Consider the following 18,564-nt stretch of genomic DNA (forward strand, 5'->3'; position numbering starts at 1 on the left):
AAACGAAGTTCGGTTCGACAATGACAATTAAAAACAACTAAAGTTCGGCCCCAATCAATAATTCGTGCGTACGAGAAATATGTTAGTGAGCTACTACAAGCTCGATTTACGCCAGGTAAACTCAATTCGTCGTAAATAAAAACCACCTGGTTATGTACCAAGTGGTTTTTATTTGCTTATCTGAATTTAATCATACTTTTTCGTTCGCCTTATTTTCCTGCTGAGGCAGTAGTTGCCTGACCGGTCGTAGCGGCACTGATCACAATTGCATCGTCTTTAACATCGGCTTGTAATGCTTTAACATCCAAATGATCGAGATAGAAATCAGTCACCTTATCACGAATTTGTTGTTCAATTACCCGACGTAATGGCCGTGCACCCATTGCTTCATCATAGCCCTTTTCAACTAACCAATCTTTGGCTGCGTCACTGACAGTTAACGTGATATTTTTCTTGGCCAAAGTTGTGTTAACATCGCCAATCATTAAATCGACGATCTGGTGCAAGTCTTCTTTATTAAGATGACTGAATTCAACGATGCCATTAAATCTGTTCAAGAATTCTGGACGGAAGTATGGTGCGAGCCGAGTCATTAAGTCCTCGTCCTTAGCTTTGTCAGCTGTTAAACTTTCGTTACCAAAGCCAGCATTAGAAGTCGCGATGATAATCGTATTCTTGAAGTCAACCATATTACCCTGACCATCCGTTAAACGACCATCATCCATCACTTGCAACAATAAAGTCAAAACTTGAGGATTGGCTTTTTCAATTTCGTCTAACAAAACAATTGAGTAGGGATTACGACGAACTTTTTCAGTTAACGTATTGGCGTTATCATCATAACCAATATAACCAGCTGTGGTACCAATCAACTTGGAAACGGCGGTTTGATCAGCATACTCACTCATATCCAAACGGATAATCGCTTCTTTACTACCAAACATATCCAAAGCTAATTGCTTAGCCAATTCAGTCTTACCAACACCCGTTGGCCCGACGAATAAGAAACTACCAATTGGGCGATTACCTTCGTCAAAACCAGCCCGATTACGCCGAATCGCTTTGGCAACCATATCAACAGCTTCATCTTGGCCAATAACCTTACCCTTTAGTCGTTCGTTGATGCTCTTCAACCGTTCAATATCACTGGCACCCATTTTAGAAACTGGAATACCAGTTAATCTTTCGACCGCTGCAGCAACATCGTTTGGTTTAGCGATAACTTCTTCAGCACCATCTTGATCATTTAATTTATTTTGAATCTTTTCAATTTCTGCCTTAGCCTTGGCTGCGGCTTCGAAATCTTCATCGTCGGCTGCTTTTTGCTTCTTAACATCTGCTGCATGCAATTGTTGCTCTAATTGAACCTTATCCGTGACAGGATGTTTAGCAGCTAAATGCGCAGCAGTCATATCCAACAAGTCAATTGCCTTATCTGGTAATGAACGTTGCGGAATATACTGAATTGAATAGTCAACGCAAGCCTTCAAAACATCATCAGGTAATTCAACATGGTGATGTTGCTCATACAAACTCCGAATACCCTGCAAAATTGCCAACGTATCTTCAGGACTTGGTGCGTTCACCGTTACATCATTAAAACGCCGTGCTAAAGCGGCATTCTTCATAATGGTGTTACGATACTCATCTTGAGTTGTTGCGCCAATAACCGTTAATTCACCACGACTTAACGCTGGTTTAATAATATCAGCAAGGCCTTTACTACCCTCGCCATCACCAGCAGAACCAGCACCTAAAATCTGATGAATCTCATCAAAGAACAAGATCACGTTGCCTCGTTCTTTAACTTCTTTGATTAAGTTTTGAATATTTTCTTCAAACGAACCACGATATTGTGTCCCAGCCTCAAGCCCAGAAATATCAATAGAGATTATTTCCTTATCTTTGATAGCTGCTGGTACATCGCCACTGATAATTGCTTGAGCCAAACCTTCAACAACAGCCGTCTTACCAACACCGGCATCACCAACTAGAATCGGATTGTTCTTAGTCCGCCGGCTGAGAATTTCAGCCGTCTCTTGAATCTCTTTGTTCCGACCAATAACCGGATCTAATTGACCTGCGCGTGCTTCTGCAGTTAAATTACGGCCTAATTTTTCAAGAATACCGTCTTTTTGCTGCTTGTTATTTTTTGCTGTTGTAATAGGAACTTGATTTTGCTCCCCAGCAGGTAATTTACCTGTTGCTCGATATTGCGCAAATTCTTCCGGTGTCATTTCACGTCCATTAACTAAATAATGCGACTCTGAATTAAGACCGTTTAATCTGCCCATCAGTTGATTAAAAACATCATCCATATCGCGATCGAATGGATCGTTTGAATTTGAATAAAATGAACTAGCCATAAGAATACCCCCCGTATACTTGATAACTACTTGAAATTTTAGTCAAGAGATTTAATTCATGTAATGGGTCTCTAAGTCTTTCAGTACTTCCCACATTGCTTGATGCTGTGCTTGCGCTAACGCATCCAAGTCACGAATATTAATCGGTGTTGCACTTGTTTGAGCTTTATTGAATGACTTGTGCAACGTGGTATAACCATAACCGCTGCGTTTGGCAACTTCATAAATTGTCAACCCATTCATTCTTAGATAGGTTTTGACATCTATTTTCATCACATGTAACCTCCTACCAAAAAATATTATAGCACATCTGTGAATGTTTTACATTTGTGAAGCACTCGAAGACGACAATCTTTTCAAATTTATGGACAAATTTTATTTTGATGCTATTGATGATACCTCTTTAATTCCTGTTGACGATATTTCGCCATCGTGGTTAGAAAAACGAAGCCAACAATAATATTTAAAATACCTGTACCCAAGAAAATCCATTTAATATCAAGCACATCGGCTAATGGACCAAAAAGTAATGTCCCAATCGGCGTTGTCGCACCAACAAAAATTCCAAATACCGAAAAAATACGGCCCATATAATGATGCTCGACATTTTCTTGAATTAAAGTGGTATCGGCCGTTGGTAATAATGGAAAGATCAAACCACCTAATGCCATAATCACGCAATACCACCAAATCGTTGGCGCAAAACCAATCACGCCAAAAACAACGCCACAGACTACCATGACTAAAGCAATTGCGCCAATTTTATCTTTAATGACTTTTTTCATAGCGACTAAAACGCCGCCGATCACTGAACCAAGTGACCAAGCAACCTCTGACCAAGTTAAGAACATGACATTATGACCATAGGCCCGCTCAACAAAAACTGGCGATAACACACTAGCTGGTGCTAACAGAATGAAAAAAGCAAAGTAAGCAATCATTAGACCTAAAATCAGCGGCCGCATCTTAATATATTTTAATCCGGCGGCCATTTCAGTAAAAATTCCTGCCGGTTGACGTTGCTGTTCTCGCTGCTGTAATTTAATTAGGCTCATCATTGAAATCCCGATGATTGCTGTCACCACATCCAGACCAAAGGCAAAACGCAAATCAAAATTAGCTAAAATAACACCGCCCATTGCTGGCGCCATTAGCTGCGAGAAGGAACTTAAGGTATTATAAATACCATTAACTCGGCTTAAATGACTTCCTGGCACAATATCAGCCACCAATGCATTAACCGCCGGCGACTGAATACCATTACCAGCCGAACGTGCTGCTAAAAGAATTAACAATAACCATAAATCGCGAATGCCCATGGCAAATAAAATTGCCATTAACAATGTGACTAAAGCAATTCCTGAATCGGCTAGCATTGCCAAATATTTACGGCTATATCGGTCCGCCCAAACACCTGCCCATAAAGATATGATTACTGAGGGGATAGTATTTGCTAATGTCGCATAGGTTACCCATAACCCTGATCCTGTGCGCAACGTAATATACCAGACCACCGCAAAACCACTAACCATCGAGCCAAACATCGAAACGGTCTGGCTAGAGAGCAACAGGCCTATACGCCGCTGCCAATTTTCATAACGTGTCGTTCGTTCTATCATAATTTTTCCTTAGCTTACTCGAGCTTTCCTGAGTTTTCTGATGGTGAAATAAAAAGTAATCGTGCAAAGATCGATTTGCGTCCGTTGATTAATGACGGCGTTCTGCTCGATCCAAAATCGAGGCAGACAGAACAACATCATTAAGACATTTACGTTCAGGTTTTCGTTCCATAGCAAAACAATAATGAATGCTCTTTTTTTACAAAATACCATAGACAGCCTAACTTGCCAAATAAATTTACAACTGGTAACGCAGAGAAGCGTACTTACCGCACTTATCCTTGATCATAGCTAAGAATCTGCCCTAACTTTTCAAGTACCTCAAGAAGCAACTAAGGATAAATCACTGCATCGTCAATTTCAGTTAAGGTATACAAATTAACATGTGACAAAAATCTAGCAATTTTATTTATAAAAATAGAGTGCTAAACCTAAAATTTAGATTTAACGCCCCGTTTTTTACTGATCAGATTAAATTAATGTTCAATTCTTTTTTAGTTCGACGCCATAAAACCATGTTCAAAAATTTCGAAATATTTAGTCAATTGTTCGATTATCTCATTCATATCTTCAATACTAGTAATTTCAGGATGGGTTCCTAAATATTCCTGAATTCGTCCGTAATAACCATTTTCAATCCAACGAATCATTTCATAAACATCATCAATGCTAACCCCAGGTTTTAACTTCGACCGCTGCAGTACAGGTGTTAACATTTTCTTCTGCAAATCCGTGTTGCTGATAAAAGTAGTATTAACGTAATCACCAATCGCTTTAGGTAACTGGCTCCCTTGTACAAAGGCATTTAGTAGCAACTTGAATTCGCGCGGAAATTTCAATTGCAAGCTAATTTTGTAGCGAGTAGCATTAACCACCATCGCCACCAAATCCTCGGAATCCTGCCAAATGTTATAATCGGCAATCGCCATAAATTTTTGCGTTGCAGATTTTAATGTCGTTAAATATAGATTTTCTTTACTTTGATAATACTTAAAGACGAGCCCTTTCGAAACTTCAGCTTGGTCGGCAATTTCCTCTACATGAGTTTTACGATAACCATGCTCAGAAAATTCAGTCAGTGCTGCCATTAAAATTCGTGCTTCTTTTTCAGGATCTCTTGCTAAACGACTTGTTGTACTCATAAACTCATCCTATTTTGTAATTTGATCGCGTCTTTGGAAACCAATCACTGCAATTATCAACAATACTAAGGCAACGACTAATAGCCCTGTAAAATTCGCCCAATTAATTGCTTTAATTGGCAAATTGCGCATCCAACCGTACGGTACTAGTTTTACCATCCAAACTTTCAATTTAAAGATACTATGGAAATACATCATAATAAACCCAAAGCCAGTATACAAGAGTGTCAAATTCTTTAGTCGCGGAATGAATGCTATTAGAATTGCTGCAATTGCAATCATCAAAAGAATAGCAACGCTATAACCATTAAACAAGCGAATAAAGTATTTAAGCGCTAGTGGGTGTTTCATTACGGCTAAATTCCCAGCATATAATCCAGCTAATCCAGCGGCAAAAACCAATAAGCTATTAACGACTGCATAACCAATATAAGTTACAAAAATTCGGATTCGACTAATCGGTTTAGCTAATAATTGTTCCAAATAACCTTTTTTGGCATCACCATCAATCTGATTAACTAGAAAGATACCGCGTAACGTCGCTACAATCACAAAAATAATTGCCAATGTCGCCATAAATTGTAGTAGCAACGCATCACTGGCTTTTTGTTTCATCGCCGTTGAGAACATCGTTGCCATGAATTTATTTGACTTAATCACATCTGTAATACTATCAAAAATTGAACCATACATTAAGCCTAAAATAATTGCACCGAACAACCAAGACCAAAATGATTTAGCGTCAACTTTAATTAAAGCCGTTAGTGGTCCACGTAAAAACCAACTCTTCGCTTTACCATTGCGGACAGCAATTAATCCTGCGCCGATATCACGGTGACTACTAATAGCCATCGCAACCAGCAATATTACGAAAGTAGCTAATAACAAATACACGGCTGGCAACCAATTATTCCGATAATAAGCACCGCCTTGTTCAATCCAACCTAATGGTGACCACCAATTATATTTCGGTTGCTTAACATCAATTAACATCCGTACAATATAGGCAGCGCCCAGAACTGTAATAGCCGCAGTGGTTGCTGTACGTGCTTCACTGGCAGCTTGTGCTGTTAAAATACCAATTGCGCCGAATAACAATCCCACACCAGCTAATAAAGCAGCCGACAACCAATTTCCACTCGTGTTAGCACCGGACATATTGGCCAGTTGTAAGCCACCACCGACAATTAAAAATAAGAACAGATTAAAGACGATTGATTCTAGAAAGGCAGCTAATAACAAAGCCTGACGACCAACTGACTTAGCACGTACTAACTCAGTTAATCCTTGATCTTCATCGCCACGAGTTACATTAATTGCCAACAATAAACTGGCTAAACCATAGAATAAACCCATAAAGACTAACATTTCACCAGAAAACAACGTTGCTTCCGTTATTGATATTGACTTAGGAATATAACCTAGCACTGCAATCATTGCCGGTGAGCGCAACGTCACAACTAATGCGTCAACTGATTTTTGACTCGTATAAATAACACCAATTTTGCTCGCATAACCGACCATTAACCCAGCCAGAACTAAAAACCAAACTAGCAAGCGCCAACGATCACGCTTTAAATTAATCTTTAAAAGACGACCAGATTGTGCAAATAGATTACTCAGCACGACCACTCACCTCTTCTGCATTTGTAGCGCCGTAATAACGCATAAATAAATCTTCCAACGTAGGTTGAGCTACTTGAATATTAAGAATTGTTTCGTTAGTTAATGCCTGCATTACGGCTTGCAGTGCATCTGAATCAACGGAAAACTCCGCAATCTTTTCAGAATCATCAGTAAATTTAAATTGATGAACACCCTTCAAAGTTTTGATTGCTGCCAAACTTTGTGCAGCAGTTACAGTAATGTTGGTTCGTGTTAAGTGACGCATTTCTGCCAACGAACCTGCTTCAACAATGTTACCTTGACGAATAATAACAATAGTATCGCCCATTTTCTCTACCTCAGACAAAATATGACTAGATAATAGAATTGCTTTACCTTCCTGCTTTAAACGTTCAATTTCCTTTTGAAAAATCACTTCGTTTAGTGGATCAAGGCCAGAAGTTGGTTCATCAAAAATATAAAAATCGACATCACAAGACAATGCTGCAATCAAGGCAATCTTTTGACGATTACCTTTGGAGTAAGTTTGATTCTTCTTAGTCGGATCTAACTCAAACTCTTTAATTAATTCATCAGTTTTAGCATTGTGCTTTTGCCCGCTCATTTTTAACAGTAAATCAATTGTTTGCCCACCAGTAAAATTAGGCCATAAATAGACATCACCCGGTACATATGTTAACCGTTGATGAATCGTCACTGATTTTGACCATGCATCTTCGCCGAAAACTTTAACTGTGCCGCCATCCGCTTTTAACATTCCCAATATTGTTCGAATTGTTGTTGATTTACCTGCCCCGTTAGGTCCGATGAAACCGACGACTTCACCTTGATGAACTTGAAATGTAATATCTGTTAATGCTTGAAACTTGCCAAACTTCTTTTGTACATGCTGCACATCTAAAACAATTTTAGCGGCCATTTTTAACTCGCTCCTTAATTTAGTAAAATTCAATCATATCAACGTTAATGCTGCAATAAATTCTAGAACAAATGGATTATAGTCCTAAGTGACTAATCGGTCAATGACTTTTCAGTCACTTTTAAAAATAATCTGTTAAATTCGATTTGAATTAAATTAAATAATTGCAAAAAATAAGTCTCTAGCTTGATTACAAACCACATTGTTATTGCTAAACTAATATTATCAAATAAGGACAGTGAAATTTTATGATACTTTCAATAGTTATTGCACTTTTACTTTTATGGGCATTTATTCGCGGTTACCGCCGCGGTTTGGTTAAAGAAATTCTCTTTACCGTCGGAACGTTTTTCGTCTTCTTACTTGGTCTTTACTATGATTCAAATTTAGGTGATTGGCTACTGACAATTTCTAAGCAAGGCGATCCCACTGACCCCTTCGCTCATTTTGTCGCGCAAACAATTGCTTTTGCCATTATTGTGCTTGCTGGACGAATCGTGATTAGCTGGATTGCCCGGCTATCACAAGCAATTACCTGGTTACCTGTCATCAAGCAGGCTAATGGCTTGGGTGGCGCTTTAATTGCAATTGTCGTGGCTTACTTGGTTATTTTCCTGACAATTGCTATTCTTAATGTTATCCAACCATCTTGGTTCGTTGAGCAATACAACAATTCAGTCGTGGCTCAATTTATGATTGAGAGGACACCAATCGTTGGTCAAAAGGTAATTGATTGGCTTTTCAATACGCAAACTCAAACTTTCGCTTTTAGCACATTATCGTTATACTAAGTAAATTCAACTGGGGTAAATTCAATGTACAAATTAATTGTAAGTGATTTAGATGAAACATTATTACGCGACGATGGCACTGTTGCTGAACAGGATTTACAATGCATTAAAGATTTAACAGCTAAAGGCGTTAAATTTGTTCCCAATAGCGGCCGCGGTTTTGCGTCAATTCGTAATCTGTTAAAGAAGATCGGTACTGTCGATCAAGATGGTCAATATGTGATTTCATATAACGGTGGTGTCATCGTTAATAATTATCAAAATCAAATTTTAGTTAGCCATTTCTTGGACTGGTCAATTGCAAATTGTCTTTACGTATTGGCACATCAACGCTCCAATTTAGGAATTCACGTTTACACATTAAATGACGTTTATATTTATAATCCTTCCGCAAGTGAACTGGCCTATCTACAGACACGGCGCGTGCAATATCACGATTTTAATGAACCTGATTTAGCGGTCTTTAAAAATACGCCGATTGTTAAAATTATTATGGAAAACACCGATCACCAACAATTGGCCGACTTTAAAGCTCAGGCCTTATCAGAAATAGCCAAGCCATTAACTGTTGCTTACTCATCAAATCGCTACGTTGAATTCAATCCTGCCGAAGTTAATAAAGGGCGTGCTACGTTAGAGTTAGCCAATCAATTACAAATCAAACCAGAAGAAATCATCGCAATTGGTGATAATAGTAACGACTTAAGTATGCTTAAGGCTGCCGGAATGGGCATTAGTGTCCAAAATGGCATTGCGGAAGTTAAAGCTACTGCGAACCTAATTCTTAGTGCCACTAATAACGAGAAGCCGATTACAGAAATTTATCAGCACTTTTTTGGATAAATTTCACGTCACATCATAGAATTCAAATTAGTTATCGATCCCAGTACTAATTTACAACAAGAAAAGCGTAAGACAAAAAGTCTGTTGAAGCTACTTAAGAGAACTCGGGTCTAAATCCACAAAAATAAATTTAGACGCTGATTCTCTTAATGTTCGTTAGCAACTCGACTTTTATCCTACGCTTTTTTCGTCTAATAAATTAAAAAACTTGTCTAGTTTAGTTTCTTAGTATTAGCGCATTTCCTGTCAACTTGTCTATGTTTTTCGTCAAGAACAAGAGCCTTATCCATGTAAGCCTTACCATAATGTGCTAGTATAACTTTTAGGGAGCATCGTATGAAAAAGTATTTGCAAATCTATCATGATTTATTAACGAACATTCAAACCAAGAAGTTTAAGGAAGGAGATCTCTTACCTAGCGATACCAAATTAGTCATGAAATATGACGTGTCCAGAGAAACAGTTCGGCGTGCAATTAAGTTGCTCTTCGATGAAGGTTATATTCAAACGATTCGTGGCAAAGGTAGCATCATTCTAAATTCTGATCGCATTATGTTCCCCTTTTCTAGAATAGAAAGCTACAAGGAACTCGTTACGACTAGTCATCTTCATTCAGAAAACAAAGTTATCTCAATGCAAGAACATGTTGACGTACCTCAGAACTTGTTATTCGGTGCTCCTAGTATGACGACGCAATTAGTCGTTCGTAAACGGATCGTTAACGATATTCCAATGGTAATTGACTATGATTATATTAACGAAGCAGTCGTAGCCAATGTTCCTAAGCAAGCAGCCCTAAATTCATTATTCTATTATTTTGAGCATGACTTGGGACTCAAGATTAATTATGCCATCAAGCACATTACCGTTGAACCCGCAGACTACGACGATTTACATTACTTAGAGATCGATCGTCATGTCCCAATTGTCGTTGTACGCAGTGAAACTCGTCTTTCGGACAACCGTATTATATCTTATACAGAATCGCGTCATCGGGCAGATAAATTCAGTAGCGTTGAATTTGCCCGTCGCCACGAATGAAAGGAATGATGATATGTTTGGTTTTGGAAAAAAACCTGCCGAAGATAACCAACTTTATGCACCTACTACAGGTGAGGTTGTTAATCTTGAAACTGTCTCTGATCCCGTCTTTGCACAAAAGATGATAGGTGACGGTTTTGGTGTAAAACCAGATACTTCTGAGGCAACAATCGTTGCACCAGTTGCTGGTGAAATTACATTAGCGCAAGGTCATGCCGTTGGTATTAAACGTTACGACGGATTAGAGGTATTAATTCATTTAGGAATTGATACTGTCTCACTTAAGGGTGCACCATTTGAACTTAAAGTTAAGCCCGGTAAAGTTGTCAAGGGCGGCGATCCATTGGTCACAGTTGATTGGGAACAAATTAAAACCGCTAAATTGGATAACGTGGTTTTAGTTCTAATTACCAATACTAAAGATGCTTTGGCAAGCATAGATATTAACTATGGCCCTTGCCAATCTGGCACAGTATTGGGTAAGGCCGTAGCAAAATAGTCTTTAAAACTGGAGGATAAATATTATGGCACAAAAAGATTACACACAACTGGCAACACAGATTATTAAATATGTTGGCGGTAAGGATAATGTTGATAAAGTTATCCATTGTATTTCACGTTTACGTTTCTACCTAAAAGACGAAACTAAAGCACAAACAGATAAAATTCAGGAATTAGATGGTGTGGCTGGTGCGTTATATAACGCCGGCTTAGGTCAATATCAGGTCGTGATTGGACCAGCTGTTCCTGACGTTTATGATGCGGTTGTGCAACAGCTAGGTGCTGGTGTTGTTGATCAAAAAGCAACTGCTGAAGCCGTTGCCGCAACAGAGGCCGCTGCCGAACCCGAGAAGCCTAAAAACTTATGGGGTTGGATTACTCGTGGGTTCCAATTATTAATCGGAACAATTACTGGTTCAATGATTCCAATTATCGGTTTGTTAGCAGCTTCTGGTATCTTAAAAGGTTTCTTGACATTATTTACATTTAATTTGAATTGGATTGACGCTAAATCAACGACTTACATTATCATCAATGCGATGGGCGATTCAGCGTTCTACTTCTTACCAATTTTAGTTGGTTATACGGCCGCTAAACAATTGAAGTCGGATCCAATCATCGTTGCGGCAATTGCCGGTGTTTTAATTCACCCAAGTATTGTTACTTTACAATCCGCTTCAACAAAGGGTATGCAAACACTATTAGGTTTACCAATTAATGCTAATTTCTTCGGTATTCCCGTTCACATTCCTCAATACACTTATTCAATCTTCCCAATTATTTTTGCAGCCTGGCTAGCACGTCCTGTTGGTAATTGGTTCAAGAAAGTATTGCCATTAAGTTTACGTTCTATTTTTCAACCACTATTTACTGTCTTCATCGTTTCTGCAGCTGTCTTAGTCGTCTTCGGGCCACTTATTTCCCTAGTTTCTGCAGGATTAGCCGCCGTAATTAACTTCTTAGTCACAACTAACGAAGCGGTTGCCGGATTTATTATTGGTGGCTTCTATCAATGTTTAGTTATCTTCGGTTTACACTGGATGGTTGTTCCGCTAATCTCCAACGATATTGCTTCAACCGGTCACTCAGTATTAAACGCTTTGGTTAACTTTACAATGATTGCTCAAGGTGCCGGCGCATTAGCTGTTTGGGCTAAATCAAAACGTGCCAATATTAAAGGCTTAGCATTAGCTGGTGCTCTTTCAGGTTTCGCTGGTGTTACTGAACCAGCAATGTATGGTATTAACTTGAAATATGGTCGCGTCTTCTGGATGGCCAACATCGGTGGTGCTATTGGTGGTTTAGTCGCTGGTCTAATGAAGATTGACATGTTTGGTTTCACCGGTTCATTAATCGGTTTCCCATCATTCTTCTCCAAGACTAACCCTAATAATATTTGGGCCTTTGTCATTGCCAGTGCGATTACTTTGATTGTTTCCTTCGCCTGTGTTTACCTTTGGGGCTTTTCAGATGCTGACGTTGACAAAGCTAAAGCAGCAGAAAAGAAGAATGTTTTCAAAGATGCCGTTAATGGCTAATGATTAGATTTATCAACTCAAGCTCTTCTTACGTATAATTTAGAAAATCTGAATGATGTACTATCAATCATTCAGATTTTCCTACTTATGCTTGAATTGCGTTTAATTTACAAGCAAACAATCAATAGGAGGAAAATAATGGCTAGCGATTGGCAAATTGATTATAAAAATATCCACCCTTCAGCAGCCGAATCATACGGTCAGGAGTCATTACTAACACTGAGCAACGGCTATCTCGGTTGGCGCGGCGCACCGATTATGACGACCTACAGTGAGGATCACTATCCTGGTCTATATGTCGCTGGTGTCTTCAATCAAACATCAACACCCGTAGCTGGTAAAGATGTTATTAATGAGGATATGGTTAACCTTCCTAATCCTCAATTATTTGAATTAGAAGTTGCCGGTAACAAACTCGACTTCAATCCAATTATCCGCGAATCAACCTTGAATATGAAAGATGGTACTTTAGTTGAACGTTATGTCTTCCAATTAGTTCAAGGTAATATTCAAGTAACGGTTACCAAAACAGTGGATCCCATTTGCTATCATCAATTCGCTGAACAAATAGAAGTTGTCGCCGATTTCGACACTGATATTAAAGCCTCAGCCATTATTGATGGTACGGTTACTAATCAAAACGTTAAACGTTATCGCGATTTCAATTCTCAAGAGTTTAAGGTCAGCGCGACTCAGAATCATTATCTTCATGCACAAACATTAGCATCGAAAATCGATATGATTATCGGTGGTACTTTTAAATCAACCGTTGCATCAACCAAAACTGATTACTTCGACCAAAAAGTTATTGAGCATATTACAACCAAGCTTAAAATTGGTGAACCGATAACTTTTGAACGCGTTATGGCCGTCGCCACCAGTTATGAAGATAAGAATCCCATTGCAACAGTTATGCAAGCTTTAAACAGCGCAACTTATGATAAAATTCTTCATGCCTCTCAGAATTATTGGCATGAAGTTTGGGCAGCCAACGACGTTAAGTTAACAAGCCCAACTAAAGATTTACAAATGTTAATTCGTTTGAACATTTTCCACCTCCATCAAGCCGCGCAACATAATGCTAACCAAGACCTAGACGCTTCTGTTGGTTCACGTGCATTAACCGGTGAAGGTTACCGCGGTCATATTTTCTGGGATGAATTGTTTGTTGTCCCATACTACGCAGCCAACGAACCAGAAACAGCTTACGATATTTTGCAGTATCGACTTAAACGGCTTGAAGCCGCTAAGAAAAATGCTGCTTCTGAAAACGAAGCTGGTGCAATGTATCCTTGGCAATCAGCGATGTATGGCGATGAGCAGGCTCAGATTATTCACTTAAATCCTGTTGATAATTCTTGGATTCCTGATAATTCTCGACTGCAACGTCATGTTTCCTTAGCCGTCGTTTATGATCTTTGGATTTATACTCACTTAACGAATGATTATCGTCTCATGAATAATGGCGGCTTAGCAGTCCTCCTAGAAACATCTAAATTCTGGCTTAATAAAGTTAACCACAGTAGTGAAAAATATCATTTGTCCGGTGTAATGGGACCTGATGAATTCCATGAATCTTATCCTGATGCCACCGAAGCCGGTATTCGTGATAATGCCTACACTAATATCATGTTAACCTGGTCCTTGAATTGGCTCTTAGCTTTACAAAATAATGATCAAATTGATTTCGCTAAAATCGCAACCACCCATAATTTCGATGAAAAATTATTGCAAAAAGCTCAGAATGTTGCCCACAGTTTGGCACTCCACTTGAGTAAACAAGGTGTTATTGAACAATATGCCGGTTATTTCGACTTGAAGGAACTGAACTTTGCTGACTATACTAAGAAGTATGGTGATATCCATCGGATCGATCGGCTTCTTAAAGCCGAGGGTAAAGATTCAAACGATTATCAGGCTAACAAACAAGCCGACTTTTTAATGTTGATTTATAACTTTGGTGCACAAGTAACCGCTGATTTAATTAAGCAGCTCGGTTATTCCCTACCAGAAAACTGGCTGCGTTTAAATCGTGATTATTATTTGGCCCGAACAGTTCACGGCTCAACAACTTCACGGCCAGTTTTTGCCGGAATTGATGTTGCCTTGGGCGAAACTCAACGTGCGTCTGAATTTCTTGAAACAGCGATTAAGTCGGATTATGATGACATTCAAGGTGGCACTACTGCTGAAGGAATTCATATCGGCGTTATGGGTGAAACCTTGGCTGTTATTCAAAATGGCTTCGCAGGTGTTGATTTACGTGGTGAGCAAGTCACTGTTGATCCGCTACTTCCACAAACTTGGGAAAATTTAAGCTTTACCCAACGCTTTAGAGGCGTGCTTTTAAACTTTAATTTTACGCAGCAACAAGTTATGATTAAAGCAGATCAAGATATTGTAATTAAAGTTCAGGGTAAGGTTGTAACGTTACACCAAAATTTACCCGAAACAATTAAGTTGGAAAAGAGGAATAAATAAAATGGCACACTTTGATGATGTAAAAGGTTTTGCATTCGATTTAGATGGCGTTTTGGCAGATACTGCCAAATTCCATTCTCAAGCTTGGCGACAAATTGCCGAAGAATTAAATATTACTTGGACGCCAGAATTAGAATCCGGAATTAAGGGTATCGATAGAATGAGCAGTTTAATGCTTATTTTGAATTCCGCAGATGTTGCAGGCAATTACACTGAGGAACAAAAAGAAGCGCTAGCAACGCGTAAAAACGACCATTACAAGGAATTAATTGGTACATTAACACCTGATGATGTTTTACCAGGTATGCACAAATTCCTAGATGAATTGAAAGCCAATAATTTGAAGATGAGTATTGCTTCAGCTTCCAAAAATGCACCTTTTATCTTAGATAAACTGCAAATTTCTGACTACTTCGTTGGCGTTGTTGACCCAAGTAAGGTTAAGGAAGGAAAGCCAGCGCCAGATATTTTCGCTGAAGCTGCTAAGATTCTCGACCTTGATCCAGCAACAGTTGTTGGTCTTGAAGATTCAGCTGCCGGAATTACCAGTATTAATGCAGCCGGCGAAATTTCAGTGGGTATCGGCGATAAAGCGTTGCTTCACGAAGCTAAGATTAACTTCCCAAGTACGGCTGATGTTACCCTGGCTAAAATCCGTGCCCATTTAAACTGGTAATTAATTCAAAAAAGCGTTAAATAAAAGACATTGAGCAACTGCCATTGCAGCCATCAATGTCTTTTTATTAATGGTCAGTTAAATTGGTTTGATTTTATTAATGGCAAAAAACCACAAAAAATAATAATGAATAATGCGATTTTTGCTTGACCTTTTCGTTGCGTCAATGTGTATGCTGTCATTATGGAGGTGACATGATGTCCTATACCATTAAAGAACTTGCGGACTTAGTTGGCATTAGTCCACGGGCCTTACGTTATTACGATCAAATTAATTTATTAAAGCCCGCCAAAACTAGTACTGCAAATTATCGACTTTATGAAACGCCGCAAGTTCAACGATTGCGTGAAATTATGACTTATCGCGCGCTAAACTTTAGTCTTGAACAGATCCAACAATTGCTATACAAGAAACCCAGTCAACGTCAAGCTGACTTGCAACAACAATTACTTAAATTGCGACAAGAACAGAATAAGCTAAATTCAACTATTCAAGCAGTGCAACAACAGATTCTAATTAACCAAGGAGTAAGCAAAATGACAGATGAAGAACAATTTGCAATTTTTAAACAACAAAAAATTACTGCTAATGAGACTGCGTTTGGTAAAGAGATTCGTCAGAAATATGGTGAAACAACAATTCAACAAGCTAACCAACAATATGCGAATTTGACTGCTGAGAAATTCACCGAGATGCAGACAACCGAAACGCAATTAATTGAGCTACTACAAACTGCCTTAGCCAATCACAAGACAACGGCTGAACAGGGCCAAGAGATTTATCAATTACATCGCCGCTGGTTGAGCTTCACTTGGCCAAAATATTCTACGGCAGCGCACCGTGGTTTAGCAGAAATGTATCTGGCTGATCAACGCTTTATTGATTATTACGATCAACGCGCTGGAAGTGGCGCAACCCAGATCCTTCATGATAGTATTGAACAATTTGCTAAATAGCATTCTCATTTACACCATATCTTAAAAAGAGACCAAATCCAATATGCTGGATTTAGTCTCTTTTCGTTTTAATGCGAATTATTAAATCAACTTTTATCTTACTTCGATTTATTTTGGGGAGGTTAACTGTAAAAATTCGGTATTGATTAACTTACTTTCATCAAGTTTAAACTTTATCTATTTATTGAACGAGCCATCCTTTCAATCGTATGACTAATTCCTCGCAAAGCTTTGCTGAGTGCAAAAATATTTTCCAATGGCGTTTCAATACCCCAGGCTGCATCACCCATATGTTGAATATCGACGCCACATATTTTATTACGAATAGCAATATTTTCTATAAAGTGTGCTCCAGATCCTTCCTGACTTGTACCGATTGTACTCATTACAAGGGCATGCTTTTTATGTGCAAAGTCAACAATTTCACATAATTGTTCATCCCTAAATCCCGGTACCGTTCCAACTGCTGGAACTAAAATCACATCTGCGCCTGCATCGAGAAATGATTCAACAGATTCTAGACTGACAACAGACTCATTGACTCCAGAACCATGCATCTTTCCGGCGATTACTAGGCCAGAAAATAATGATTTAGCCAATTTAACGTTCTCTGAAATTTGCTCATTGGTCACACCACTACCAGGGTTACCTGTCAAACATACAAAATTAAATCCCAACCGCTCAACTTCTCGTAACGTTTTGATACTAGCCGTTCGACCTTCAGGAACAACCGTCCGCGTTTCATTCATATGTGCGAGTGGATCAACCGGTTCTAGGTTAACGCCGATGGGCCGTCCAACCAATCTTTGTAAATGACGAATAATTTGCTCATCATGATGTACGCGTGCTGTTTTGAGATCGGTTTCTCCTTCGTACAAACTCAATATTAAGGGATTAAATACATCAAAAATTTCGCCAAAACAATATTCTTTACAAAATCAACAAACATCGAAACGTTAATATGTGCATATTAACTATCCATTTTTATTTTGGCGGTTTTTAATTTATTGCATCGGACTAAAAAAGACTCAGTTCATTAAATGAACTGAGTCTTTTCGTTGACTTTTTTATTCAGTTAAGCCAGCCTCACTGGCAATAATTTGAAGATCACCTTTTAACTGCCATGACTTAATTGGAAACGGCAAGATGAAATGATCGCCTTTAGCAATATCAAAAGTCTTGCCATCGCAAGTAATTGAACCTTTACCATCAACAACTGAAACCAGCGTATATGGTGCAGCTTCTCTTTGTAAATCAAGTTCACCCTTAACACGCCATTCATAAACACTAAAGAATGGTGATAGTGGTGCCTTAACAAACGTCTTAACGTAAGAAGCACCGTAGTCTTTTTCAGTAATAGTTAATTTTGGATCAACATGAGGAACTGTGGTTACATCAATTGACTGTTGCAAATGTAAGTCACGTTTCTGGCCGGTTTTAGCATCAACACGATCGTAATCGTAAAGGCGATAAGTCGTATCGCTACTTTGTTGTGTTTCTAAGACAACAATTCCTTTATTCAAAGCATGAATAGTTCCACTTGGCACGTAGACAAAATCACCTTTTTTAACAGGATAGTGACGCAATAAATCTTTCCAATCCCCATTATCAATCATTTCTTTCAATTCTGCACGAGTTTGTGCATGATGACCATAAATTAAATAAGAATCTGGTTCAGCACTTAAAACGTACCAGCACTCAGTTTTGCCTAATTCATGTTCGTGCTCTTCAGCATAAGCATCATCAGGATGAACTTGAACAGAAAGACTATCCTCTGCATCCAGAATTTTTGTCAATAATGGAAAAACATCACCCTTAGCATCGCCAAACAAGTCGCGATGTTGTTCCCATAGTTCTGCAACATTTAAACCTTTATATGGGCCATTTTTAACAGTGCTTGGGCCATGAGGATGAGCAGAAATTGCCCAACATTCACCGATTTTGCCGTCTGGTAGTTGATAACCCCAGTCAGTGGCTAATTTGCGGCCACCCCAAATTTTTTCTTGAAAATATGGATTTAAAAATAATGGTTCCACTAAATAAACTCCCCTTCTAAGAAATCGCT

General features: G+C 38.7%; 15 protein-coding genes and 1 pseudogene. 8 read left to right on the forward strand and 8 right to left on the reverse strand.

The genetic code is table 11. The annotated features are described in order from the left end of the window. Positions 1–209 precede the first annotated feature (209 nt). The 6 genes from EKM65_RS01290 to EKM65_RS01315 form a co-directional block, all read right to left on the reverse strand. Positions 210–2,366 (reverse strand): ATP-dependent Clp protease ATP-binding subunit, encoded by a 2,157-nt coding sequence (locus tag EKM65_RS01290; RefSeq protein ID WP_125604711.1) that lies wholly within the window; start codon positions 2,364–2,366, stop codon positions 210–212. 51 nt (positions 2,367–2,417) lie between these two features. Next, positions 2,418–2,639 carry a transcriptional regulator gene (locus EKM65_RS01295; protein WP_125604713.1) on the reverse strand — a complete coding sequence of 74 codons (222 nt, stop codon included), beginning with the start codon at positions 2,637–2,639 and terminating at the stop codon, positions 2,418–2,420. Between the two features lie 113 nt (positions 2,640–2,752). Then, positions 2,753–3,985 carry an MFS transporter gene (locus EKM65_RS01300; RefSeq protein WP_125604715.1) on the reverse strand — a complete coding sequence of 411 codons (1,233 nt, stop codon included), beginning with the start codon at positions 3,983–3,985 and terminating at the stop codon, positions 2,753–2,755. A 494-nt stretch (positions 3,986–4,479) separates the two neighbouring features. After that, a complete protein-coding gene (locus EKM65_RS01305; RefSeq protein ID WP_125604717.1) occupies positions 4,480–5,127 on the reverse strand; it encodes a TetR/AcrR family transcriptional regulator in 648 nt (215 codons plus the stop codon). Between the two features lie 9 nt (positions 5,128–5,136). Then, entirely contained in the window at positions 5,137–6,753 is a 1,617-nt protein-coding gene (locus EKM65_RS01310; protein WP_125604719.1) for an ABC transporter permease, read from the reverse strand. Beyond that, on the reverse strand, positions 6,743–7,672 hold the full coding sequence (locus EKM65_RS01315) for an ABC transporter ATP-binding protein (RefSeq protein WP_125604721.1): 930 nt from the start codon (positions 7,670–7,672) through the stop codon (positions 6,743–6,745). The genes EKM65_RS01310 and EKM65_RS01315 overlap by 11 nt, the downstream gene beginning before the upstream one ends. 248 nt (positions 7,673–7,920) lie before the next feature. Here EKM65_RS01315 and EKM65_RS01320 point away from each other — a divergent pair, with 248 nt between their 5' ends. The 8 genes from EKM65_RS01320 (at position 7,921) to EKM65_RS01355 (ending at position 16,499) form a co-directional block, all read left to right on the forward strand. After that, a complete protein-coding gene (locus tag EKM65_RS01320; RefSeq protein WP_125604723.1) occupies positions 7,921–8,463 on the forward strand; it encodes a CvpA family protein in 543 nt (180 codons plus the stop codon). Between the two features lie 24 nt (positions 8,464–8,487). After that, positions 8,488–9,306 (forward strand): Cof-type HAD-IIB family hydrolase, encoded by an 819-nt coding sequence (locus EKM65_RS01325; RefSeq protein ID WP_125604725.1) that lies wholly within the window; start codon positions 8,488–8,490, stop codon positions 9,304–9,306. A gap of 336 nt (positions 9,307–9,642) precedes the next feature. Next, the gene (gene treR, locus EKM65_RS01330) at positions 9,643–10,347 is read left to right on the forward strand and encodes a trehalose operon repressor (protein WP_125604727.1); all 705 of its coding nucleotides are present in this window, start codon (positions 9,643–9,645) and stop codon (positions 10,345–10,347) included. A gap of 13 nt (positions 10,348–10,360) precedes the next feature. Continuing rightward, the gene (locus EKM65_RS01335; RefSeq protein WP_125604729.1) at positions 10,361–10,846 is read left to right on the forward strand and encodes a PTS sugar transporter subunit IIA; all 486 of its coding nucleotides are present in this window, start codon (positions 10,361–10,363) and stop codon (positions 10,844–10,846) included. A 25-nt stretch (positions 10,847–10,871) separates the two neighbouring features. Further along, positions 10,872–12,386 (forward strand): PTS transporter subunit EIIC, encoded by a 1,515-nt coding sequence (locus tag EKM65_RS01340; RefSeq protein ID WP_125604731.1) that lies wholly within the window; start codon positions 10,872–10,874, stop codon positions 12,384–12,386. Positions 12,387–12,524: 138 nt separating this feature from the next. Beyond that, positions 12,525–14,867 carry a glycosyl hydrolase family 65 protein gene (locus EKM65_RS01345; RefSeq protein ID WP_125604733.1) on the forward strand — a complete coding sequence of 781 codons (2,343 nt, stop codon included), beginning with the start codon at positions 12,525–12,527 and terminating at the stop codon, positions 14,865–14,867. 1 nt (position 14,868) lies between these two features. Further along, positions 14,869–15,543 carry a beta-phosphoglucomutase gene (gene pgmB, locus EKM65_RS01350; protein WP_125604735.1) on the forward strand — a complete coding sequence of 225 codons (675 nt, stop codon included), beginning with the start codon at positions 14,869–14,871 and terminating at the stop codon, positions 15,541–15,543. Between the two features lie 194 nt (positions 15,544–15,737). After that, a complete protein-coding gene (locus tag EKM65_RS01355) occupies positions 15,738–16,499 on the forward strand; it encodes a MerR family transcriptional regulator (RefSeq protein WP_125604737.1) in 762 nt (253 codons plus the stop codon). A gap of 173 nt (positions 16,500–16,672) precedes the next feature. On the opposite strand, the pseudogene EKM65_RS01360 reads toward EKM65_RS01355, so the two are convergent. Both EKM65_RS01360 and manA read right to left on the reverse strand, forming a co-directional pair. Beyond that, positions 16,673–17,410: pseudogene (locus EKM65_RS01360) on the reverse strand (DUF7916 family protein); the annotation flags it as partial. A 156-nt stretch (positions 17,411–17,566) separates the two neighbouring features. Beyond that, positions 17,567–18,535: a mannose-6-phosphate isomerase, class I gene (gene manA, locus EKM65_RS01365; protein WP_125604739.1), complete on the reverse strand. Its 969-nt coding sequence runs from the start codon at positions 18,533–18,535 to the stop codon at positions 17,567–17,569. Between the last annotated feature and the right edge of the window lie 29 nt (positions 18,536–18,564).

The sequence above is a fragment of the Lapidilactobacillus bayanensis genome, assembly GCF_003946695.1.
GTDB lineage: Bacteria > Bacillota > Bacilli > Lactobacillales > Lactobacillaceae > Lapidilactobacillus > Lapidilactobacillus bayanensis.